20 protein-coding genes and 1 riboswitch are annotated in these 20,913 nt (G+C 74.1%); of the genes, 9 read left to right on the plus strand and 11 right to left on the minus strand.

Annotated features, from left to right (window positions below):
- Nucleotides 1-5: 5 nt before the first annotated feature.
- From EBO15_RS20480 to EBO15_RS20495, 4 genes are all read right to left on the minus strand, one after another.
- A complete protein-coding gene (locus tag EBO15_RS20480; protein WP_122196027.1) occupies nucleotides 6-686 on the minus strand; it encodes a DUF4328 domain-containing protein in 681 nt (226 codons plus the stop codon).
- Nucleotides 687-779: 93 nt separating this feature from the next.
- Nucleotides 780-1,133, minus strand: a complete 354-nt coding sequence (locus tag EBO15_RS20485; protein ID WP_122196028.1) for a hypothetical protein — start codon at nucleotides 1,131-1,133, stop codon at nucleotides 780-782.
- A complete protein-coding gene (locus tag EBO15_RS20490) occupies nucleotides 1,133-1,783 on the minus strand; it encodes a response regulator (protein ID WP_122196029.1) in 651 nt (216 codons plus the stop codon). The genes EBO15_RS20485 and EBO15_RS20490 overlap by 1 nt, the downstream gene beginning before the upstream one ends.
- A 47-nt stretch (nucleotides 1,784-1,830) precedes the next feature.
- Nucleotides 1,831-3,075 (minus strand): sensor histidine kinase, encoded by a 1,245-nt coding sequence (locus EBO15_RS20495; RefSeq protein WP_233616318.1) that lies wholly within the window; start codon nucleotides 3,073-3,075, stop codon nucleotides 1,831-1,833.
- A 120-nt stretch (nucleotides 3,076-3,195) separates the two neighbouring features.
- Between EBO15_RS20495 and EBO15_RS20500 the strand changes: the two genes are divergently transcribed.
- From EBO15_RS20500 to EBO15_RS20515, 4 genes are all read left to right on the plus strand, one after another.
- Entirely contained in the window at nucleotides 3,196-3,420 is a 225-nt protein-coding gene (locus tag EBO15_RS20500) for a hypothetical protein (protein WP_147481576.1), read from the plus strand.
- Nucleotides 3,417-4,109 (plus strand): ABC transporter ATP-binding protein, encoded by a 693-nt coding sequence (locus EBO15_RS20505; protein WP_122196031.1) that lies wholly within the window; start codon nucleotides 3,417-3,419, stop codon nucleotides 4,107-4,109. Before EBO15_RS20500 ends, EBO15_RS20505 begins: the two co-directional genes overlap by 4 nt.
- 25 nt (nucleotides 4,110-4,134) lie before the next feature.
- On the plus strand, nucleotides 4,135-6,123 hold the full coding sequence (locus EBO15_RS20510) for an FtsX-like permease family protein (protein WP_122196032.1): 1,989 nt from the start codon (nucleotides 4,135-4,137) through the stop codon (nucleotides 6,121-6,123).
- 117 nt (nucleotides 6,124-6,240) lie between these two features.
- Entirely contained in the window at nucleotides 6,241-6,462 is a 222-nt protein-coding gene (locus EBO15_RS20515; protein ID WP_122196033.1) for a hypothetical protein, read from the plus strand.
- A 48-nt stretch (nucleotides 6,463-6,510) separates the two neighbouring features.
- Here the strand turns inward: EBO15_RS20515 and EBO15_RS20520 are convergent, their stop codons facing one another.
- Entirely contained in the window at nucleotides 6,511-7,281 is a 771-nt protein-coding gene (locus tag EBO15_RS20520; RefSeq protein ID WP_122196053.1) for an MBL fold metallo-hydrolase, read from the minus strand.
- A 72-nt stretch (nucleotides 7,282-7,353) separates the two neighbouring features.
- On the opposite strand from EBO15_RS20520, the gene EBO15_RS20525 reads away from it, so the two are divergent.
- Nucleotides 7,354-8,310: a GlxA family transcriptional regulator gene (locus EBO15_RS20525; RefSeq protein WP_122196034.1), complete on the plus strand. Its 957-nt coding sequence runs from the start codon at nucleotides 7,354-7,356 to the stop codon at nucleotides 8,308-8,310.
- Nucleotides 8,311-8,369: 59 nt separating this feature from the next.
- On the opposite strand, the gene EBO15_RS20530 is transcribed toward EBO15_RS20525, so the two are convergent.
- A complete protein-coding gene (locus EBO15_RS20530; protein ID WP_233616319.1) occupies nucleotides 8,370-9,587 on the minus strand; it encodes an alpha/beta hydrolase in 1,218 nt (405 codons plus the stop codon).
- A 179-nt stretch (nucleotides 9,588-9,766) separates the two neighbouring features.
- Between EBO15_RS20530 and EBO15_RS20535 the strand changes: the two genes are divergently transcribed.
- Entirely contained in the window at nucleotides 9,767-10,564 is a 798-nt protein-coding gene (locus EBO15_RS20535; protein WP_199744691.1) for a methyltransferase domain-containing protein, read from the plus strand.
- Nucleotides 10,565-10,616: 52 nt separating this feature from the next.
- Here EBO15_RS20535 and EBO15_RS20540 read toward each other — a convergent pair whose 3' ends face one another.
- The 4 genes from EBO15_RS20540 to EBO15_RS20555 form a co-directional block, all read right to left on the minus strand.
- A complete protein-coding gene (locus tag EBO15_RS20540; protein ID WP_122196036.1) occupies nucleotides 10,617-12,272 on the minus strand; it encodes an acetolactate synthase large subunit in 1,656 nt (551 codons plus the stop codon).
- A gap of 132 nt (nucleotides 12,273-12,404) precedes the next feature.
- Nucleotides 12,405-13,430, minus strand: a complete 1,026-nt coding sequence (locus EBO15_RS20545) for an LLM class F420-dependent oxidoreductase (protein ID WP_233616320.1) — start codon at nucleotides 13,428-13,430, stop codon at nucleotides 12,405-12,407.
- Nucleotides 13,431-13,696: 266 nt separating this feature from the next.
- On the minus strand, nucleotides 13,697-13,951 hold the full coding sequence (locus tag EBO15_RS20550) for a DUF397 domain-containing protein (RefSeq protein ID WP_122196037.1): 255 nt from the start codon (nucleotides 13,949-13,951) through the stop codon (nucleotides 13,697-13,699).
- Nucleotides 13,948-14,790 carry a helix-turn-helix domain-containing protein gene (locus EBO15_RS20555; protein WP_122196038.1) on the minus strand — a complete coding sequence of 281 codons (843 nt, stop codon included), beginning with the start codon at nucleotides 14,788-14,790 and terminating at the stop codon, nucleotides 13,948-13,950. The genes EBO15_RS20550 and EBO15_RS20555 overlap by 4 nt, the downstream gene beginning before the upstream one ends.
- A gap of 239 nt (nucleotides 14,791-15,029) precedes the next feature.
- Between EBO15_RS20555 and EBO15_RS45375 the strand changes: the two genes are divergently transcribed.
- Nucleotides 15,030-15,542 carry an ATP-binding protein gene (locus EBO15_RS45375; RefSeq protein ID WP_199744692.1) on the plus strand — a complete coding sequence of 171 codons (513 nt, stop codon included), beginning with the start codon at nucleotides 15,030-15,032 and terminating at the stop codon, nucleotides 15,540-15,542.
- On the opposite strand, the gene EBO15_RS20565 is transcribed toward EBO15_RS45375, so the two are convergent.
- Entirely contained in the window at nucleotides 15,526-17,991 is a 2,466-nt protein-coding gene (locus EBO15_RS20565; RefSeq protein WP_122196039.1) for a peptidase M16 family protein, read from the minus strand. The two genes, EBO15_RS45375 and EBO15_RS20565, sit on opposite strands and share 17 nt — an antisense overlap.
- A gap of 152 nt (nucleotides 17,992-18,143) precedes the next feature.
- Between EBO15_RS20565 and EBO15_RS20570 the strand changes: the two genes are divergently transcribed.
- Both EBO15_RS20570 and EBO15_RS20575 read left to right on the plus strand, forming a co-directional pair.
- Nucleotides 18,144-18,977 carry a hypothetical protein gene (locus tag EBO15_RS20570; protein ID WP_122196040.1) on the plus strand — a complete coding sequence of 278 codons (834 nt, stop codon included), beginning with the start codon at nucleotides 18,144-18,146 and terminating at the stop codon, nucleotides 18,975-18,977.
- A gap of 81 nt (nucleotides 18,978-19,058) precedes the next feature.
- Nucleotides 19,059-19,172, plus strand: a riboswitch (cobalamin riboswitch).
- A 63-nt stretch (nucleotides 19,173-19,235) separates the two neighbouring features.
- On the plus strand, nucleotides 19,236-20,913 hold a 1,678-nt coding region (locus EBO15_RS20575), incomplete at its 3' end, for an ATP-binding protein (protein WP_122196041.1).

A 20,913-nucleotide genomic window follows, 5' to 3' on the forward strand; every position in this document is an offset into this window, starting at 1 on the left:
ACGCCCTAGTCGGGGCGGGAGATCTGGAGGCGGGTGATCTGGTAGACGACGGTCATGGCGAGGGTGGCGGCGAGGGCCTGGAAGGCGGCCGCGGCGGCGCCCAGGTGGACGGTGAGGCGGGCGTCGGCGAGGGACTCGGCGCCGCCGTGCGCGAACCAGCGGGACAGCAGCACCGCGAGCAGGACGCTCAGCCACCACGCGCCGATCAGGGCCCCGGCGACGTGCCGCTGCGACATCCGGTAGCGGCCGGTCGTCACCCACACGTCGTACAGCAGGCGCGGCGGCACCCACAGGTTCGCGACCGGGACGAGCCAGCCGAGCACCACCCAGCCCCGGCGGTGCCGGTGCGGGCCGGGGGACTGGGTGTAGGCCCGCCACAGCCAGGAGACGAACATCACCCCGGTGACGCCCGCGAGCACCGCGCAGATGACGAGCAGGTCGGCGAACGGGACGAGGGAGTGCCGGGTCGAGGACGCGTCGTAGCCGTCCTGGGTGGCCGTCCGCAGGGGGTGGGACATGCGGAGCAGGCTGATCCCGGCGCCCAGGGCGAGGAAAGCGTGGAAGCCCAGCAGCATGAACACCGCGACCCCGACGGCGCGGAAGTCCCTGCGCCTGGCCCACGCTCCGCAGGCCGGACAGCGCGCGACGTCCGCCGGGACGATGTCGCCGCACAGCGCACACGGCATGGGGGACACCTCCGAGGACTTACTCGTCCATTGCCTCGGATACTACGTACCTTTGCCTCATAGCGCGCCCCGGAGCGCCACCCCCGGGCGGGGTCAGAGGACGGCGGGCGTGACGACGAGGGCCGCGGCGAAGGTCAGGGCCAGCCAGAGGACGGCCGTCCCGAGGGCGGACGGCCCGCCGCGCAGGAGCCGGTCCAGGCGTCCGCCGGTGGCGACGATCAGCGTCCACCACTGGACGGCCATGAAGACCGTCGCATACAGGGAGCCGTAGCCGAGGAAGGCGAAGCCGAGGACCAGCGTCGCCGGGGTGATCACGTGGAGGAGGACCGCCGTACCGTCCACCCGCGAGCGGCGGAGCAGGGCGAGGACCGCGCCCCAGCCGGCGGCCGCGGCGATCCACACGGTGAGCAGCGGCCAGGACGCGAGGCCGAGGGTCCCGGCCGCCATCAGGCGCGCATCAGGCCGGACTCCCAGGCCCAGGCGGCGATCCCGGTGCGGTTCCGGGTGCCGAGCTTGCGCTGGACGCTGCCCAGGTGCGTCTTCACCGTGGAGAGGGAGACGAACAGCTCGGCGGCGATCTCCTCGTTGGTGCGGCCCCGCGCGACCAGCCGGACGACGTCCAGCTCCCGCTCGGTGAGCGGATCGGGCAGCTTGGGCGGCTTCGGCGCGGGCGCCGACAGGTTCGCCAGCAGCCGGACGGTCACCGACGGCGACACCAGCGCCTCGCCGTTCGCCGCCGCCCGCACCGCCTCCACCAGCAGCGCCGGGCCGCTGTCCTTGAGCAGGAACCCGGCCGCGCCGCCACGCAGCGCCTGGTAGACGTACTCGTCCATGTCGAAGGTCGTGACGATCACGACGCGCAGCGGGTCCGGCACGTTCGGGCCGGCGAGCAGGCGGGTCGCCTCCAGGCCGTCCATGCGCGGCATGCGGATGTCGAACAGGCACACGTCGGGACGGAGCCGGCGGGCCAGCTCCACGGCCGCCGCGCCGTCGGCGGCCTCCCCGACCACCTCCATGTCGGCCTGCGAGTCGATGATCATCCGGAAGCCGGTGCGGACCATCTCCTGGTCGTCGGCGATCAGTACGCGGATCGTCACGGGTGCGATTCTCTCAGCTCTCCGAAACCGGGATCACCACGGCGCCCTCAACCCCCCGAAACCGGGATCACCGCGACGACCTCCCAGCCGCCCTCGGGCCGGGGCCCGGCGGTGAGGCGGCCGTCGACGGCGTCCACCCGCTCGGCCAGCCCGGCGAGCCCGAACCCGCCGGACGGCAGCCGCCGCCCGCGCCCCTGCCCGTCGTCCCGGACGGCCACCTCGACCGACCCGTCCCCGAGCCGCGCCACCGACACCCGGACGACCGTCGCGTCCGCGGCGTGCTTGCGGGCGTTGGTCAGCGCCTCCTGGACGACCCGGTGCGCCGACGTGACCACCTCCGGGGGCAGCTCGCCGAGGTCGTCGGCCAGCGCGAGCGCCGCAGGCGGGGTGTCGCCGAAGCCGTCCACGAGGTCGGCGATCTGCGTCAGGTCCCCGACCGGGCGGGTCGCCCCGCCCTCCGGCGCCCCGCCGGGGCGGACGCCGTCCTGCGCGTCCCGGAGCAGGCCGACCATGCGGCGCATCGACGTCAGCGCCTCGGTGCCGGCCTTCTCGATCTGCCCGAACATCCGGTCCAGCTGCTCGGGGGACTGCGCCGCCGCCCCCGAGCCCGCCGCGAACCGCGCCGCCTGCGCCTGGACGACGATCCCGGTCACGTGGTGGGCGACGAAGTCGTGCAGGTCGCGGGCCAGTTCCAGGCGTTCGTCCCGGCGCGCGTCCGACAGCGCCCGGCGGCGGCGCGTGTCCAGCGCCCGCAGGTACAGGCCCGCGCCGATCGCGATCGCGGCCAGCACCGTCAGCGGCCCGGTGAGGACGAGCAGCAGGAACGGCGAACCGCGCAGCGGCGTCAGGACGACCGGGACGCCGACCAGCGCCGTCATCGCGATCACCCGGCCCTGCGGGGCCGTCCAGGCCATCCGGGCGACCAGGACCAGCAGCCCGGTCACCTCGACCAGCGCCGCCTGGTCCCGGGTGCCCGGGGCCATCGTGGCGAGGGCCCAGGTCAGCGCGAGCGACGCGAACGCGCTCGCCGTCGCCCACCGCTCCAGGCCCCGCCGGGCCAGGCAGGCGTACCCGGCGACGGCCGCGACGACGATCGTCGCCAGGTCCCACGGGCTGCGGTGCGCGTAGGACACGGCCAGGCACAGCATCAGGTAGAGCGCGGCGCAGCCCCAGGCCAGCAGCCGGAACAGGCAGCCGCCCACCGACTGCACCCGTTCCAGCCGGTCCGGGGCCTCGGGGACCAGGGCGGGTCCCGTGATCGGAGTCCCCGGCGCGTCCCCCGATGCGTTCATGGTCACCGAGGCTACGGCTTGGGGGCTATGCCCGGATCGACCGTTCGGCCGAGGGAGGCCCCCGGCGGACCAGCCCTGCGTCCGATGTGGCGGACCGGGACGCTCGCGAACCATGGGGGCATGGACCTCAACGGCTTCGCCCTCATCTCCGTCCCGGTCGCTGTCGCGTTCGTCACGTTCGTCATCTACGGCGGCCTGATCATGCCCGCCCAGGAGATGCGCTCCTCGCTCCGCCACGACCGTCCGCGCGGCCCGGACGGTCCCGCCGGGGGCCCCGTCTCCGGCTCCGCACCCGTGATCGACCTGCCCGCCACCGTCCGCACCGACCGGAAGGCCACCGCGTGAACGTTCCCACCCCCTCCGTCCTCAGCGGGACGGGCCTGGTCAAGGCCTTCGGCCCGGCCGTCGCGCTCGACGGCGTGGACCTCGACGTCGGCCGCGCCGAGGCCGTCGCGATCATGGGCCCGTCCGGGTCCGGCAAGTCGACCCTGCTGCACTGCCTGGCCGGGATCATGCGCCCGGACCGGGGCGAGGTGCGGCTGCTCGGCGACCGGATCGACGACCTCGGCGAGCGCCGCCGCAGCGCGCTGCGCCGCACCCGGTTCGGGTTCGTGTTCCAGTTCGGGCAGCTCCTCCCCGAACTCCCCGCGGACGAGAACGTGGCGCTGCCGCTGATGCTCGGCGGCACCGGGCGCCAGGAGGCCGTGCGCGCCGCCCGCGCCTGGTTCGGGCCGCTCGGCCTGGCCGGGTTGGAGGGACGCCGTCCCGGCGAGCTGTCCGGCGGCCAGGCGCAGCGCGTCGCGATCGCCCGCGCCCTGGTCACCCGTCCCGCCGTGGTGTTCGCCGACGAGCCGACCGGCGCGCTCGACCAGGCCACCGGCCACGACACGATGCGGCTGCTCGTCGAGGCCACCCGCGACAACGGCGCGTCCCTGGTCGTCGTGACCCACGACCCCGGCGTCGCGCGCTGGTGCGACCGGACCGTCGAGGTCCGCGACGGCCGCCTGCTCGTCCCGTCCCCCGGCGCCGCGTGATGCGCCCGATCCCTGGAGCCGCGTGATGCGCACGACCCTCGGACTCTCCTGGCGGCTGCTGCGCGGCGGCGGCCGCCGGGGCCTGCTCGGGTCCCTGCTCACCCTCGCCGCCGTCGCCGTCTCGACCGGCCTGCTGCTGTTCGCCGTCGGCGCGAACCACGCGTTCGCCGCCCGGTCCGCCGCCGACGCCTGGCGGCACCCCGCCAAGGCGCACGGCACGCCGACCGCGATCGAGGCGCTGACCACCGACGGCGTCCGCGGAAAGCCCGTCACCGTCGTCGAGCTGGCCGCGCTGTCGGGCGACGCGCCCGTCCCGCCCGGCATGAAGCGCTTCCCCAAGGCCGGTGAGGTCTGGACGTCCCCGGCGCTCCGCGACCTCATGCGGACGCTGCCCGCCGACCAGCTCTCCCAGCGCTTCCCCACCCGGACGCCCACCGGGACGCTCGGCCGCGCCGCCGTCGCCCACCCGGGCGAGCTCGTCGCCGTCGTCGGGCATGCCGCGTCCGACCCGTCGATGACGGCCGCCCGCTCCGACGCGATGGCCGTCGACAACGTCGCGTCGCCGACCCGCATCGACCGGTACGGGACGGGCTCGCAGTCCTCCTACGCGTTCGTCTACCAGATGCTCGCCGCGATCGCCTCGGTGCTCATGGTCGTCCCGCTGCTGGTGTTCGGCGGCGCCGCCGCCCGGCTCACCGTCGCGCGCCGCGACCAGCGGCTCGCCGCGCTCCGCCTCGTCGGCGCGACGCCCGGCCAGGTCGTCGGGATCACCACCGCCGAGGCCGTCCTGACCGCCGCCGCCGGAGCCGTCCTCGGGACGGTCCTGTTCGCCGCCGCGCTGCCCGCCCTCACCCAGATCACCATCGGGGGCGGCACCTGGTACGCCTCCGACCTGTGGCCCGGCGTCTGGACGCCTCTCGTCCTGCTCGCCGTCCCCGTCCTGGTCGGGCTCAGCGCCGTCGTCGGCCTGCGCCGCGTCGTGGTCAGCCCGCTCGGCGTCGCCCGCCGCGCGACGCCGCCCGCGCTCCGCGCCGTCCGGCCGCTGGCCTTCCTCGCCATCGTGATCGCGTTCGGGCTGGTCGCGGGGAGCCTGACGTCCTTCGGCCGGGCGGGCCTGGTGATCCTGCTGGTCTTCCTCGCCCTCGCCTTCATCGGCATCAACCTCGTCGGCCCCTGGATCGTCGCGCTCATCGGACGCGTCGCCGCCGGAACCGCCCGCGGCCCCGCCCGCCTGCTCGCGGGCCGCCGCCTCATGGACGACCCGCGCTCCGCCTGGCGCACCGTCGCGGGCATCGCGCTGACCGGGTTCGTCGCGGGCTTCCTCGCCCTGCTGAACCCGTCGGCCGCGATGTTCCACCACGGCTCCGCGAACCGCCTGGAGATCCTCGTGCCGTCCGCGTCGGCGGAGCACGTCGCCTCCGCCGCCCGCGACCGCCTGCGCGGCCTCCCCGCCAAGGTCACCGTCGAGCAGCGCGAGGACGCCGCGGGGGAGGGCCGCGTCACGACCGTCCGGGCCGCCGTCGACGGCGCCCCCGCGGACGTCGACCGCGCCCGGACGGCCCTCACCGGCCTCGTCCCCGGCCACACCGCCACCACCCCGGCGGACGCCGACCAGGCGTCCACGGGACTCCTCGGCGACCTGCGCACCGGCGCGCTGACCGTCCTCGGAGTGTCCTTCCTCATCGCCATCACCAGCGCGGGCATCACCGGCGCGTCCGCCGTCCTGGACCGCCGCCAGACCTACGCCATGCTCCGCCTCGCGGGCACCCCGCTGGAGGTCCTCGACAGGGCCCGCCGCCAGGAGACCCTGATCCCCCTCGCCGTCATGGGCGGCGGCTCCCTCCTCACCGGCCTGTTCTTCGGGATGCCGTTCGCGGTGGACTTCGGGTACTCCGGAGCCCTCACCCTGGCCGGGTTCCTCGTCGTCGGGTTCGGCGGGATCATCGGCGCCGGCGCCCTGAGCCGTCCCCTCCTCCGGGCCGTCACCACCGACCCGACCCCGCGCCCGGACTAGCGGCCCGGAGGGGTCCGGAGGGGGCCGGAGGCGTTCCGAAAATGTCGTAGGGCGTCCCTAGAGTTGCCTTGTGACGTGGGAGAACGTCGCGGAGCCAGAGGTTTGGAGAGGGGCGTCATGCACGGTGCGAACGGGTCCTCGCGGCACCTTTCCCAGGCCGGCCTGACCGGGCCGGCCGAGCGGACGATCGTCGAGCCGTGGCTCAGCGAGCTGACCCGGCTCCCGCTCAACGCCTACGACGAGCCCCCGGCCGCCGGGCCCGCGGAGGGCCGGGTCGTCGCGTTCCGGCGGGGCGTCCGTCCCCTGGGACACCCCGCCGGGAGCCTGGCCGTCGCCTGAGCACACCACTCCGTCCTGTCGGGTCAGAGGGCCGGATCAGAGGGCGGGTCAGAGGGTGGCGGACCCGCCCGGGGTGAGCAGGGTCAGCCGGTCGGTGAGGTCCGCCTCGGCGAACGCCTTGGCGAGCAGGTCGCCGCCCTCGGTGAAGTGGGCCCAGCCCTCGAAGTGCAGCGGGACGGCGTGGCGCGCGTCGAGGATCCGGGTGGCCTCCGCCGCGCCCGCGCTGTCCAGGGTCAGCAGCGCGCCGTCCAGCAGGATCGTCCGGGCCGCGCCGGCGAACAGCAGCGCGACGTCGATGACGGGGAACCGCTCCTTGACCTCGCGGACGACGTCCAGCGACGCGTTGTCGCCGCTCACGTAGACCGTCGGCAGGCCCTCACCGGTCAGGACGAACCCGGCGACCTCGCCGGCGACGGCCTCCGCGCCCTCCGGGCCGTGCAGCGCGGGCACCCGGGTGACCGTCAGCGTGCCGCCGCCGTCCGGGCGGGCGATCTCGTACTCCTCCCAGAGGCCGAGCGCCGTCGCGCCGTCCACGCGCTCGGCGCTGGACGCGTTGGTCAGGACGAGCGGCACGCGGCTCAGGAACGCGCGGCCCGACTCGTCCAGGTTGTCCGGGTGCTGCTCGTGCGACAGCAGGACGGCGTCGACCGGGACGACCTCGTCCGGGGTGAGGGCCGTCGGGCCGGTCTTGGTCACCTTCCGGCCGCCGCCGAGGATGTAGTCGCGCGGCTCGTCGAAGGCCGGGTCGGTGACCAGCCGGAGGCCGCCGAGCTCGATGAGGGAGGTGGGGCCGCCGAGGGCCGTGATGGTGATCGTCATGCCGACGATCATGCTCGGCGCCCGGTCGCCGGGGTGAGTGGCGAGAAGGCCATCGTGCGATAGATTCCGGCCATGCGTGATCCCCGGACGGTCGCGGTGCTCCTGTTCGACCGCGTCCCGATGTTCGAGACCAGCGTGCCGCTCAGCGTCTTCGGAAGCGACCCGCGCGGCGCGACGCCGTTCGAGGTGCGCGCCGTCGCGGCCGAGCCCGGCCCGATCCGGATGGAGGCGGGCCTGGTCCTGCACGCGCCCCCCGGCCTGGACGCGCTGGACGACGCGGGCATCGTCGTCGTTCCGAGCTGGCGCTTCGGCGACGAGGAGCCGCCGCGCGCAGCGCTCGACGCCCTGCGCGCCGCGCACTCCGGCGGCGCGACCGTCGTGGGCCTGTGCCGGGGCGCGTTCGTCCTCGCCGCGGCCGGGCTGCTGGACGGGCTCCGCGCGACCACGCACTGGCGGTTCGCGCCCGCGCTCGCCGAGCGCTACCCGAAGGTCCGCGTCGACCCCGCCGTCCTGTTCGTGGACGAGGGGTCGGTCGTCACCTCGGCGGGGACGGCGGCGGGGATCGACGCGTGCCTCCACCTCGTCCGGCGGGAGGCGGGGGCGCGCGAGGCGGCGTCGATCGCGCGGCGGATGGTCGTCCCGCCGCAGCGGTCGGGCGGGCAGGCCCAGTACATCGAGCGCCCGATCCCCGAGCCCGGCATGGACGACCCGCTGGCGCCCGTCCTGGAGCACGCCGTCCGGAACCTGCACGACCCGTCCCTGGACGTCGACGCCCTCGCCCGGCGCGCGCACATGAGCCGGCGCAGCTTCGACCGCCGCTTCCGCGAGGCGACGGGCACCTCACCGCTCCAGTGGCTGCTCGCCCAGCGCGTCCTGCACGCGCAGCGGCTCCTGGAGGGCACCGACCTGCCGATCGACTCCATCGCCCGGCAGGTCGGCTTCGCCAACGGCGTCGCGCTGCGCCCGCACTTCCGCCGGGTCGTCGGCGTCGCGCCGCAGCCGTACCGCGACACCTTCCAGCCCGCCTGAACGGCGAACGGCCCGGGCGGGGGCGCGAAACGCGCTCCGGCCCGGGCCGCCCGTCCTGCTCAGAGCTTCTTGGCCCCGATGCTCGCCATGACCTCCGGCCACGTCTTGTGCATCTCGACCTTCCAGTACGCCCAGTTGTGCGAACCCGGGCCGTAGAAGTCGGTCGTGACCGGCACCCCGGCCTTCTTGGCGGCCGTGACGAAGTCGCCGCTGGCGCGCAGGACCTGGCTCTCACTGAGGTAGCTGATGTCCCACGGCTGCTTGCCGGGCTTGTCGAACGGGCCCTGCGAGCCGTTCCCGGACGACACGAACAGCTTCGTCCCGCGCAGCTTCTTCACCAGCGTCGCCGGGTCGTGCGCGGCCCAGTTGGCGCGCGCCGACCACGGGTCGCCCCAGATGTCCATGGGGTTGGTGCCGGGCCGCATGTTGATGTACATGAGCAGCGCCGGGATGCCCGGCGACAGCATCGACAGCACGCCGCTGTAGGACGCCGCGTACTTGAACATCCCGGGGTGCCGCGCCGCGTAGGTCACGGCGCCCTGCGCCCCGGACGAGATGCCGATGATGGCCCGCGTCGTCCCGGCGTGCAGGTTCCGCTCGACGAGCTCGCGGACCTCGCCGGTGTGGAAGGTCTCCCAGCGGGGGGTGCCGCCGCGTCCGCCGTTGTACCAGTCGGTGTAGGAGCCGTTCGCGCCCTCGGGCATCACGACGATGGTGTTCCACTGGCGGGCGACCGTCGCGATGTCGGTGCTGCGCGTCCAGGAGACGTAGGTGTCGTTGCCGCCGTGCAGGGCGTACAGCGTCGGGTAGGTGAGCTTGCTCTTGGCCTTCCAGCCGGGCGGCACCAGGACCCGGACGGTGCGGGTCGCGCCCAGCGCGGGTGACTTCACGCTGAGGTCGACCTGGTACTTGCCCGACCACTTGGCCGCGGTGACGACCGCGCCGTCGGAGGACGCGGCCCAGCCCTTGAGGCCCGTGCCGCCTCCGTTGCCCGGCGGCGGGCTGGTCGGCACCTGGGTCGGCGAGGGCGCGGCCGTCGTCGGCTGGATGTCGGGCAGCTTGGAGGTCCGGTCCTGCGCCGGGGCCGGCGCGAGCGGGGTCTGCTTGACCGGCTTCGGCGCGGAGGAGAAGTCGGCCTGGACGCCCAGGGGCGCGGTTCCCGCCGCGGGCTGTTTGCCGCCCGACCCGTCCCAGGGCACCAGTACGAGTGCGGTCGGCACGGCGGCGACGACGGCCACCGCGCCAACGGCAAGTTTGCGTTCGGTCTTCTTACGCACGTTCGCCCCTTCAGTCGCGAGCGTCACGGTAATGAAAGATGATCGCGTTCGGGGCTTTTATCAGCAAACGTTAGGATTCTGGGATCTCACTTTCTGAGACACGATTCTCAATCCTTGAGAAGTGTGTCAGCCTCGTGGCACCGGCGCAGCACCGGCCGACTCCACGAGAGGTGATCCGGATGACCGTCTACCTTCACGGCCACCACCCGACCGTCCTCAGCTCCCATACCTGGCGCACGATCGCGAACAGTGCGGCCTACCTGGCCGGACACCTGCGCGAGGGCCTCACGCTCCTGGACGTCGGATGCGGCCCCGGCACGATCACCGCCGAGTTCGCCGAGCGCGTCGCCCCCGGACGGGTCGTCGCCGTCGACGCCGACGAGGGCGTTCTGGAGCGGGCGCGGGAGCACGCGGCCGATCGTGGACTTGACAACGTCGAGTTCGCCGTGGCCGACGTCCACGGGCTCGCCTTCCCGGACGGCACGTTCGACATCGTCCACGCGCACCAGGTGCTCCAGCACATCGCCGACCCCGTCCGCGCGCTGTCGGAGATGCGGCGGGTGTGCAAGCCGGGCGGGATCGTGGCGTCCCGCGAGGCCGACTTCGGAAGTTTCACCTGGTACCCGGAACCGCCCGCCATGAACGACTGGCTGCCCGTCTACACCGAGGTCGCCCGCGCCAACGGCGGCGAGCCCGACGGTGGACGCCGCCTCGTCTCCTGGGCACGCGAAGCGGGCTTCACCGACGTCACGTTCACCTCGACCGCGTGGGCCTTCGCGACCCCGGAGGAACGCGCCTGGTGGGCCGGGACGTGGGGCGGGCGCATGGTCCACTCGACCGTCGCGGACACCGCCGTCGAGAAGGGCCACGCCACCCGCGAGGAGCTGGAGCGCATCGCCCGGGGCTGGCAGGAATGGGCCGCCGCGCCCGACGGCGTCTTCACCGCCACCCACGGCGAGATCCTCTGCCGCGCCTGAGAGCGAAAACCCGGTCGGCCCTGGAAAGGGCCGACCGGGAAGGCGGGAAGGATCAGAACGGGTCGGTCAGCTCCCCGAGCTTGTCGGTGAGCTGGAGGTTGTGCGAGTAGTCGACCGGGACGGTGATGACCGAGACGCCGTCGTCGGCGAGCGCCTTGCGCAGCGTCGGGAGCAGCTCGTCCGCCGAGTTCACCCGGTACCCGTGCGCGCCGAAGCTCTCCGCGTAGGCGACGAAGTCGGGGTTGCCGAACTTGATGTTCGAGCTGCGCCCCATCTCCAGGTCCATCTTCCACTCGATCAGCCCGTACGCGTCGTCCTCCCAGATGAGGACGGTGATCGGGATGTTCTCGCGGACGGCGGTCTCCAGCTCCTGCGAGTTCATGAGGAACGCGCCGTCGCCGGTCGCGGCCAGCACCCTGCGCTCCGGGTGCGCGAGCTTGGCGGCGAGCGCGCCCGGCACCGAGAAGCCCATGGACGACAGCCCGTTCGAGACCAGCAGCGTGTTCGGCTCGTACGTCGGGTACATCCGGGCCATCCACATCTTCACCGCGCCGGTGTCGGCCAGCACGATGTCCTCGCGGCCCATGGCCTCGCGGACGTCGGCGACGATCCGGCGCGGGGACAGCGGGAAGCCGTCCTCGGCGCGGCCCTGGGCGAGCTCGTCGCGCATCAGCTCGCGGATCCGGCGGCCGGTCCCGTTGACGTCCCAGCGGCGGTGCACGGCGTCGCCGAGCGCGCGCAGCGACCGCGAGATGTCGCCCTGGATGCCGACCTCGACCGGGTAGTGGTCGTCGACCTCGGCGGGCATCGCGTGAATGTGGATGATCTTCTTGTCGGCGTGCGGGTTGACCTTGACCGGGTCGAACTCCTGCAGCTCGTAGCCGACCGCGATCAGCACGTCCGCCTCGTCGAAGCCGAAGTTGACGTAGTCGTGGCGCATGAACCCGACCGCGCCGAGCGCGTTGCGGTGGTCGTCGGGGAAGACGCCCTTGCCGTTGAACGACGTCGCGACCGGCAGCCCCAGCTTCTCGGAGAAGTGGACGAGCGCCTCGCTCGCGTGCGCGCGCGTCGCGCCGTGCCCGGCGAGGACGATCGGCTGCCGCGCCATGGCCAGCACGTCGGCGGCCCGCGCGATCTGCGCCGCGGACGGCTCCTGCGGCTGGACGACGTTGACCGGCAGCGGCTTGAGGTCCGCCGAGACCGCCGCGGACTCCACGTCCTCCGGGATCGCCAGGTACACCGCGCCCGGCCGCTCGGTCTGCGCGGTCTTGAACGCCTTGCGGACGATCTCCGGCAGCGCCTCCGGCGTCGGGACCAGCTCGGACCACTTGGTGATCGGCCGGAACAGCGACACCAGGTCGACGATCTGGTGCGACTCCTTGTAGATGCGGTCGAGCCCGACCTGCGCGGAGATCGCCACGACCGGGGTCGAGTTGGTCTGCGCGTCGGCGACGCCGAGCTGGAGGTTGATCGCGCCCGGCCCGAGCGTCGCGGACGCGACCCCGGCCTTCCCGGTCAGCCGCCCGTAGATCTCCGCCATGAACGCCGCGCCCTGCTCGTGGCGCACCAGGACGTACCGGATGGACGAGTCGTCCAGGGCCTGGACGAAGTGGATGTTCTCCTCGCCCGGGATGCCGAAGACGTACTCGACGCCCTCGGCCTCCAGGGTGCGGACCAGCAGTTTCGCGGCGTCCGCCTGCGTGGACATTGCCTGTCCTTCTTCCTCGGTGAGGGGGTGTGATGCTGAGACGTGGTGCTGAGACGTGGTGTCTGGAGAGCATCCTTCACCCGCGGCGCATTTCCCGCTGTGGCCAACCTCACCCTGGCCGTGACCTTCTGGTCAGCCGAGGACCAGGTCACGGACGGCGCGGAGCGTCGGCTCGTCGCGGACGCCCGCGACCAGCAGCGTCGTCACCGGGCTGTTCCGCCACAGGTCGAGCCGCTCCTTGATCCGCCCGATCGGGCCGAGCAGCGAGATCGAGTCGGCCAGCTCGTCCGGGACGGCCCGGACCGCCTCGTCGCGGCGTCCGGCGAGGAAGAGCTCCTGCACGCGCGCGGCCTGCTCGGCGTACCCGAGGCGGCCGATCAGGTCGAGATGGAAGTTGCGGTCCTTCGCGCCCATCCCGCCGATGTAGAACGCGAGCGGGATCTTGGCGAACTCCAGCGCCGCCGCGAGGTCGTCGGTGACGATCGTCGTGACGGTCGCGGCGATCTCGAAGTCCGCCGGACGGCCCGCCAGCGACTCCCCGAACAGCGCGTCGATCCGCGTGGGGTCGACGAACAGCGGCAGCCACCCCTGCGTGGCCTCGGCGGCGAGCGCGATGTTCTTCGGCCCCTCCGCGCCCAGGTACACGGGGATCTCCGGGCGCACCGGATGCACGATCGACTTCAGCGGCTTCCCGAGGCCCGTCCCGCCCGGATAGGGGAGCGGGTAGTGCGGGCCGCCGCTGGTGACGGGCTCCTCCCGCCGCCACACCTGCCGCATGACGTCCAGGTACTCGCGCGTGCGAGCGAGCGGTTTCGGGAACGGCACCCCGTACCAGCCCTCCACGACCTGCGGGCCGGACGCGCCGATGCCGAGGATCATCCGTCCGCCGGACAGGGCGTCGAGGGTGAGGGCGTGCATGGCGGTCGCGGCGGGCGTCCGCGCGGACATCTGCGCGACGGCGGTGCCGAGCCTGATCCGGGACGTGCGGGCGGCGTACCAGGCGAGCGGGGTGAACGCGTCCGAGCCGTAGGCCTCGGCGGTGAAGACCGCGTGGTACCCGAGCCGTTCCGCGGCGAGGACGGTCTCGGTCTGGTCGTCCGGGTCGCGTTGCCAGTAGCCGACGTTGAGACCGAGCTTCAGGTCAGGGGCGGCGGTCACGGTGCGCACCTTCCGTCGGGAGGGGGACACCGCGATGCTAGAACACGTTCTACTTTTCTCGGAAGGGCCGGCGGGCCGCGCGCGGAGCGGCGCCGCCGGGTGATGCGGGGAAACGCGGGAAACGCGGGAACGATCGGGAAACGGGATCAGCGGATCGGAGCCTGCGGGGAACGAACGCTGGTCAGAACGACCAGGTCAGAGGGGCACTGTCAGAGACACACTCGGGGACGCGCTCGGAGCACTCGGAGACGCGCCCGGAGACGCGCTCAGAGGGACGCGACGCGGTCGAGCATCGCGCGCCACTCGGCGGGCGCGAGCAGCAGCGCCGGGCCGCGCGGGTCCTTGGAGTCGCGCACCGCGTGGCGCGCGCCGGGCAGCGCGGCGACCTCGACGCACTGGTCGCCGCTGCCGCTGTGGGACGACGTGGTCCACCGCGCCGCGCCGAGATCTCGGCACGGCGCGTCGCGAGACCCGTCCGGGGATTCGGTGGAGGAGGCGGGTGATGCGGGGGTTCGGTTCACGAACTTCTCCTTGCTGAGTCGGCGACGAGACGCGCGGACTCCTCCGGAGGGAGGGCCGCCTCGGCGATCCGCTGGAAGCGTTCCCGGTGACTGGCTATTTCCGCGATGCTTTCGACGTAAACGTCGCCCATCGTGCCCTCCACGTAGGCGATATCGGGGTCGTCGGGGTGCGGAAACGACAGGATTGTGAACCGGCCGTCGAGTCCCGCGTGCTCACGCACGGTGAACGGGAGGATTTGGACGGTGATCCGGTCGCGTTCGGCGAGCCGCACCAGATGCCGCAGCTGCTCCGCCAGCACCTCCCGTCCCCCGATCGGGCGGTGCAGGACCGCCTCGTCCACGACCATGTGCACCGACGGCGCCTCCGCCTGCTCCAGCAGCGCCTGCCGGGTGCGGCGCGCGGCGAGCCGCCGCTCGACGTCCTCGGCGTTGGGCAGCATGCGCCCGGCGGTGATGACGGCCCGCGCGTAGTCCTCGGTCTGGAGGAGCCCGTGCACGAGCTGCGGGTCCCAGGTCCGGATCAGGGACGCCTCGTGCTCCATCGCGACGTAGCTGCCGGTGAACACGTCGGAGTAGGCCGTCCACCAGCCGCGCCGCTGCGCCGCGGACGCCAGGTTGGACAGCGCGTCCCGCTCGGGGCTCGGCACGCCGTACAGGTCCAGGAACCGCTGGACGTCCTCGGCCTTCGGCCGCGTCTGGGCGGTCTCCAGGCGGGACACGGTGGCCCGCGACATGCTCAGGCGGTCGGCGACCTCCTGGAGGGTGAGGTTGCGTTTCTCACGGAGCGTCCGCAGCTCACGCGCCAGGCGGCGGCCGCGGACGGTGGGCCGGTAGCTCATGGCGGGGAGTCTCGCCGTTCGCCCCGCCTTCCACAACGGGAATGACGAACCGGGTAGAGGAATCTCTCCCGGCAGAGCAATCTGCCCAACGGTGTTGCGGTCCTGAGATTCTCACGCGATTCTGAGAACCGTGACCGTTCGGTGTCGTTGCGTAATCGAAGTTACGTGACCAGATACTCACCGTGAGGGTCGTGGCCGGTTCATCGCGCCCGCCGTCCGCGTCCCAGGGAGGGAACCCCGTGACCACCTCTCCAGACATCGCCGGAGACGCCGTGGACGACTCGTCCGCCCGCCTGGCCCTGGCCCTGGCGCCGAGCCCCGGCCCCGGAGGCGTGCGCCGGAACCGCGTGTGGGCGCTGCCCGCCGGGCCCGCCGGCCCCGGCTACGCCCGGGGCGTCCTGCGCGACGCGCTCGCCGACCTCGGCGTGGACCGCTCGGCGGTCTCCGACGCCCGGCTCATGGTCAGCGAGCTCGCCACCAACGCCTACCAGCACGCGGGCGACCACGGCCCGCACGAGCTCTGGCTGTACCTCGCCGACGGCCCGCCCGGCCACGAGCGCGAGGTCCGGTGCGCCATCTTCGACCACCTCGCCTGCGACCTGCCGGGCTACTCCTGGACGTCCGGCGACTGCGGCCGGGGCCTGTCCATCGTCCGCGAGCTGTCCGAGGGCCGCTGGGGCATGGTCCGCACCACGTCCCGCCTCGGCCCCCCGTCCCCCGGCAAGGCCGTCTGGTTCACCGTCCCCCTCTGATCCCCCGGATGTGGCGCGGCTTCAGCCCCAGGTGCCGGCGCATCGCCTTCGCGGACTCCCCGGAGAAGACCACGCCCGCCAGCCTCATGTGGCGGCGCGCCCGTTCGTGGTCGCCCGCGTAGTAGAAAGCCGTACCGAACTCGTTGTGCGCGCGGGGGTCGTACGGGTGGGGACGCGACGCCTCCACCCACCGGTCCGCGGCGCGCGCCAGCGCGGAGTGGACGTCCGGGTCACCGAGGTAGGCGAGGGACGCCGTGCTGGTGTCGCCGTCGCGGTCCAGCTGGACGGCGATCTCCACGTGGGCCTCGGCGAGCAGGGCGGCGCGCGGGTCGCCGGGCTCCGCCTCCGCGGCGGCCCGCTCGGCGAACGCGAGGACCTCGGCGTTCGAGCCCCACCACTTGCGGCACAGGGCCTGGAGCCGGGCCTGGTGCACGGCGTACAGGGCGGGACCGCGCCGCACCGCCTCGTCCCAGAGCCGGTCGAGCTCGGTACGGCCGAGCTGGAGGCCGATCGCGTGCCACTGGAGGCGCTCCCAGGGGGCGGGATCCTCCGGCAGCAGCTCGGCGGCCCGGTACAGCGGTTCGCCCGCGAGGGCCAGCCGCCGCCAGAAGGCGTGGAACCGGACGGAGTCGACCTCCTCCGCGAACTCGCCGGTCCTGGCGTTCCACGCGTGGTTGACGCGTGCCGACCCGAGCCAGAGCTGCGCGTCGGGGTCGTCCGGGCGCTCCTCCGCGAACTCGGCGAGCCGGTCGACGTGCGCGGCGGCGGCGTGGCCGAGCCGCACGGCCGCCAGGCAGCGGTCCTCCGGCGCGTCGCGCGTTCCGGCCAGCAGCGCGAGACCGGCGTCCAGGTCGCCGGACTCCACCTTCGGCAGCGCCGCCGCCAGCGCCTCGTGCTCGAAGTCGCCGTCCCGGCGCCGGTACTTCGCCGCGGGGACGGCCGCCTCGTAGGGCTCGGCGTTCAGAGCGGGCGCGTCCGGCGTCTGGGCGGGGCTCCGGGCGGGCATGCGCGCCACGCGGTCGGCGGGCACGGCGGCGTCGATGTCGGCGGCCAGGGTTTCCGCGCCGGCCCACTGGGACGGCTCCACCCGGACGGCCGTCCCGTCGGTTCCGTAGAGGACGCGGGCGCCGTCCGGCCAGGCGAGCACGGCGGCGCAGTCGGCATAGCGGACGGTCTCCAGGGTCGGCCCGTGCAACCGCGTGACACCGGACGGGCCGGAGATCAGCGCCTCCGCCGTCGTCCCGTACGGCGAGTGGACGCGTCCGGCCACCGCGCGCGTCGACGACGCGGGGAGGGGACGGTAGCGGCCGTCCGGCGGCTGACGCCAGTGCGGGAGCATGAGCAGCGCGGAGTCCATGGCCGTCCGCGCGACCTCGGCCACGTCCTCGACGGTCACCGCGGCGAGGCGCTCGCCGACCTCGGCGGGACCGTCCTGCCGGACGCCGAGCAGCTCGCGGAGGCACCAGACCCCGACGAGGCCCCCGCCGGTCCCGCGGGACCTCTCCGCCTTGTGCTCGTCGACGATCCGGGCCACCTCGCCGGCGTCGAAGCGTCCCTCGGCCAGCGCGTCCAGCTCGGCGAGGAACGCCTCGACGAGCTGCGGGAGCACCTCGTCCAGGCCGTCCGCGAACGCGACGATCTGGCCGGTGAGGGGCCCGGTGTGCTCGACCTCGACCTGCGGCGTGTAGCTGAGCGCCCGGTCCAGCCAGAGCGCCTTGTGGAGCCGCGACAGCAGCAGCTCGCGGTACACGCCCGTGGCGGGCACGAACGGCACGACGCCGCTGAACGCGACGCCCGGGAGGGAGGCGTTGACGAAGGAGCGGACGCCGCCCGTCAGGTCGTTCGCCCCGGGCACCGGCATGCGCGGGCCGTCCGGCAGGTCCAGGCGCAGGCCCTCGGGCGGCGGGCCGCCGACGATGCCGAGCGCCGCGTTGCCCCGGGTGAACCGGGCCGCCGTCCAGGACGCGACGTCCTCGCCGGTCAGGCCGGGGAGGCCCAGCTCGGGAAAGCCGGTCATGCCGAGCCCGGACGGTCCGTGCCGCCACAGCGCCAGCGTCGCGGCGATGCCGGGGGCGCGCCCCTCCTCCTCCGTCCGGACGACGCGCTTCTCGTCCTCCAGCCGGTCGAGCGGGAGGTCGCGCAGCGCGCCGCACACCCCGCCGAGGAACGCGGCCACCTCGCCGGGCGTGCCGTGGGTCTGGAACACCGTGGTGAGCGCGTCGACGCTGCCGTTGTAGTGCCGGTCCTCGCGGCCGAGCCCGTGCAGCGCCAGGTGTTCGACGAGGTGCGTGACGCCGCTGCGCGCGAGCGGCTCGTCCACGCGCCCGGTGCGGAACATCAGGGCGGCCCGGTACTGCCCGGAGCCGTCGCCGGGGCTCCAGAACACGGGCACCCCGTCGACGTCGAACCGCGTGACGCCCGAGTCCTCGTCGGCACGTGTTGCGTTCACCACACCTCATCTACGATCACGTCGTGGTCAAAGCGGTGGCTTATCAATATCAGCGCCCGTTTCGCCCTTCCAGGGGCGCTTATTACGTTCCGGCGGCGGTTTTCGGGCTGTTCGCCGTAGCGTTCGCCGTCTTCGCGGCGACGCACTGGGCGGTGTACACGGCGGCGTCCCTCGACCCCGAGTACTCGCACATGGCGGCGGACGGTCACGCCTCGATCTACATGACCAAGGGCCTGCGGTACACGGTGTACGTCGAGGAGTCCACGCCCCGTCCGTCCGGGCTGACGCTGACCGGGACCGGCTGGACCACGCCGGTGAGGCTCGACGCGGAACGGCACGGCGACAAGGCGCGCCTCTCCGAGGCCGGGAAGACCTACGCCTGGCACGGGGCCTTCACGGCGCCCGGCGACGGCCTGGTCTCGGTCGCCGCCGATCCGCTGGCGGGTCCGCAGCGGGTCCAGGTGGACGCTCCGGGCTTCGGGATGTCGGTGGCGTTCGTCCTGGCCGCGCCCCTCGTGGTGATCATCTGCGGTGTGTGGGGGTTCCTGACCTACCGGGGGCGGAGGCGTCCCCAGGGGTACTGGACGCGTCGTCCGTCCTCCCCGTTCCTGGAGGTCGCGCGGGCGAAGCGGGCCGAGCGTGCGCGGGCGGCCCTCGCGGAGCACTGGACGGACGGCGTCGTCCTCGCGAACGGGACGCTCGTGCCCGGCGCGTCCGAGGAGGAGGCGCGCGAGCGGCTGGCGGACCTCGCCCGGCCGCTCGTCCCGGACGCCCGCGCCAGTGTCCCGGACGCCCGCGTCAGCGTCGCGGACGCCAGGATCAGGGGCGCCGGGGACGGTGGCCGGCTGGTCGACTTCCCGGCCCACGGGGTCGCCGTGTTCGTCGACGTGAAGGACGCCAAGTCCGGCGACGACGCCGACGTGATGCGGTGCGCGGTCGCGCGGCTGGAACTGGACGTCCGCAACCGGGAGTTCGCGCGCGCCTGAACCGCGCTCGGAGCGCGACCTCCCAGCTCGGGCGGGTGGACGGGGGTGGGCGCGGCTTGGGCGAAAGCGGGTGGTGTGTCATCCTGTGCAGGCGACGGAGGTCGGAGGAACCCGGTGCGAATCCGGGGCTGTGCCCGCAACTGTGAGCCGGCGTGAGCCGGCGAGTCAGGAACTCCCCCCTGTCGTGACAACGATCGCCGACCACGGGCGTGGACACCCGGGGGAAGGACTCTGAGGCATGCGCTCTCTGATGCGCCGATGACGCGCGGTTCCGCCGTCCGCTATCCGTTCTCCGCCGTCGTCGGAATGGACGACCTCAAACTCGCCCTCCTGGTCAACGCCGTGTCGCCCGCCGTGGGCGGGGTGCTCGTGCGGGGCGAGAAGGGCACGGCGAAGTCCACGGTCGTCCGGGCGCTCGCGGCGCTGCTGCCGCCGGTCCGGGTCGTGGGATGCCGGTTCTCGTGCGACCCCGCCGACCCCGACCCGCGCTGCCCGGACGGCCCGCACGACGCCGCCGTTCCCGGTGAGGAGCGGGCGGCGCGGCTCGTCGAGCTTCCCGTGGGGGCGTCCGAGGACCGGCTGACCGGGTCGCTGGACATCGAGCGGGCGCTCACCGAGGGCGTGAAGGCGTTCGAGCCGGGCCTGCTGGCCGCCGCGCACCGGGGCGCCCTGTACGTCGACGAGGTCAACCTGCTGCACGACCACCTGGTCGACCTGCTGCTCGACGCGGCCGCGATGGGTGAGTCGCACGTCGAGCGCGAGGGCGTGTCGGTGCGGCACGCGGCGCGGTTCCTGCTGGTCGGGACGATGAACCCGGAGGAGGGCGAGCTGCGTCCGCAGCTGCTCGACCGGTTCGGGCTGACCGTGGAGGTCGCCGCCACCCGCGATCCGGCCGAGCGGGCCGAGGTCGTCCGGCGGCGGCTGCGGTACGAGGAGGACCCGGCCGCGTTCGCCGCGGCCTGGACGGACGCGGAGGCCGCGCTCGCGCGGCGCGTCACGGCCGCCCGCGCGCTGCTGCCGGACGTCGAGCTGTCCGACGCCGCGCTGCGCCAGATCACCGCCGTGTGCGCCGCGTTCGAGGTGGACGGCCTGCGCGCCGACCTCGTCACCGCGCGGACCGCGATGGCGCTCGCCGCCTGGAACGGCCGCACGACCGTGACGTCCGAGGACGTGCGGACGGCGGCCCGGCTCGCGCTGCCGCACCGCCGCCGCCGCGACCCGTTCGACGCCCCCGGGCTGGACGAACAGCGCCTGGACGACGTCCTCGACGAGCACGACGACGACCCCGAACCCCCCGAGGGCGGCCCTGACGGAGGCCCTGATGGAGGCCCGGACGGTGGTCCCGGCGGGGCGCCCGAGACGGAGAGCGTGGACGCGTCGGGTGGCGATGCCGGGCAGCCGTCCGGGAGCGGGCAGGCCGAGCGGCAGACGGGCGGCGGCGGTGGCGAGCAGGAGGCCGCCGAACCCGCCGCCCAGTACAAGCCGAGGCTGTTCACCGTGCCCGGCACCGGGACGGGCGCGCCCGGACGCCGGTCCAAGGCGCGCAGCCCGTTCGGACGCGTCGCCGGGGCGAGGCCGGGCGCGCGCGGCGTCCACCTGACCGCGACGCTCCGCGCCGCCGCGCCGCACCAGAAGGCCCGCGGACGCTCCGGCCCCGGCCTGGTCGTCGCGCCCGAGGACCTGCGCGAGGCCGTCCGCGACGGGCGGGAGGGGAACCTCGTCCTGTTCCTCGTGGACGCGTCGGGCTCGATGGCCGCGCGGCAGCGGATGCGGGCGGTCAAGGGCGCGGTGCTCAGCCTGCTCCTGGACGCCTACCAGCGCCGCGACAAGGTCGGCCTGATCACCTTCCGGGGCGCGTCCGCCGAGCTGGCGCTGCCGCCGACGTCCTCGGTGGACGCGGGCGCGCGGCGGCTGGAGCGGCTCGCGACCGGCGGCC

This window comes from Actinomadura harenae, from assembly GCF_003696215.1.
GTDB classification, from domain to species: domain Bacteria; phylum Actinomycetota; class Actinomycetes; order Streptosporangiales; family Streptosporangiaceae; genus Spirillospora; species Spirillospora harenae.

Coding starts and splice junctions, on each gene's coding strand:
- EBO15_RS20480 (WP_122196027.1), bottom strand. CDS start 686: ATGCCGTGTGCGCTGTGCGGCGACATCGTCCCGGCGGACGTCGCGCGC.
- EBO15_RS20485 (WP_122196028.1), bottom strand. CDS start 1,133: ATGGCGGCCGGGACCCTCGGCCTCGCGTCCTGGCCGCTGCTCACCGTG.
- EBO15_RS20495 (WP_233616318.1), bottom strand. CDS start 3,075: ATGAACGCATCGGGGGACGCGCCGGGGACTCCGATCACGGGACCCGCC.
- EBO15_RS20500 (WP_147481576.1), top strand. CDS start 3,196: ATGGACCTCAACGGCTTCGCCCTCATCTCCGTCCCGGTCGCTGTCGCG.
- EBO15_RS20510 (WP_122196032.1), top strand. CDS start 4,135: ATGCGCACGACCCTCGGACTCTCCTGGCGGCTGCTGCGCGGCGGCGGC.
- EBO15_RS20515 (WP_122196033.1), top strand. CDS start 6,241: ATGCACGGTGCGAACGGGTCCTCGCGGCACCTTTCCCAGGCCGGCCTG.
- EBO15_RS20520 (WP_122196053.1), bottom strand. CDS start 7,281: ATGACGATCACCATCACGGCCCTCGGCGGCCCCACCTCCCTCATCGAG.
- EBO15_RS20525 (WP_122196034.1), top strand. CDS start 7,354: ATGCGTGATCCCCGGACGGTCGCGGTGCTCCTGTTCGACCGCGTCCCG.
- EBO15_RS20535 (WP_199744691.1), top strand. CDS start 9,767: ATGACCGTCTACCTTCACGGCCACCACCCGACCGTCCTCAGCTCCCAT.
- EBO15_RS20540 (WP_122196036.1), bottom strand. CDS start 12,272: ATGTCCACGCAGGCGGACGCCGCGAAACTGCTGGTCCGCACCCTGGAG.
- EBO15_RS20555 (WP_122196038.1), bottom strand. CDS start 14,790: ATGAGCTACCGGCCCACCGTCCGCGGCCGCCGCCTGGCGCGTGAGCTG.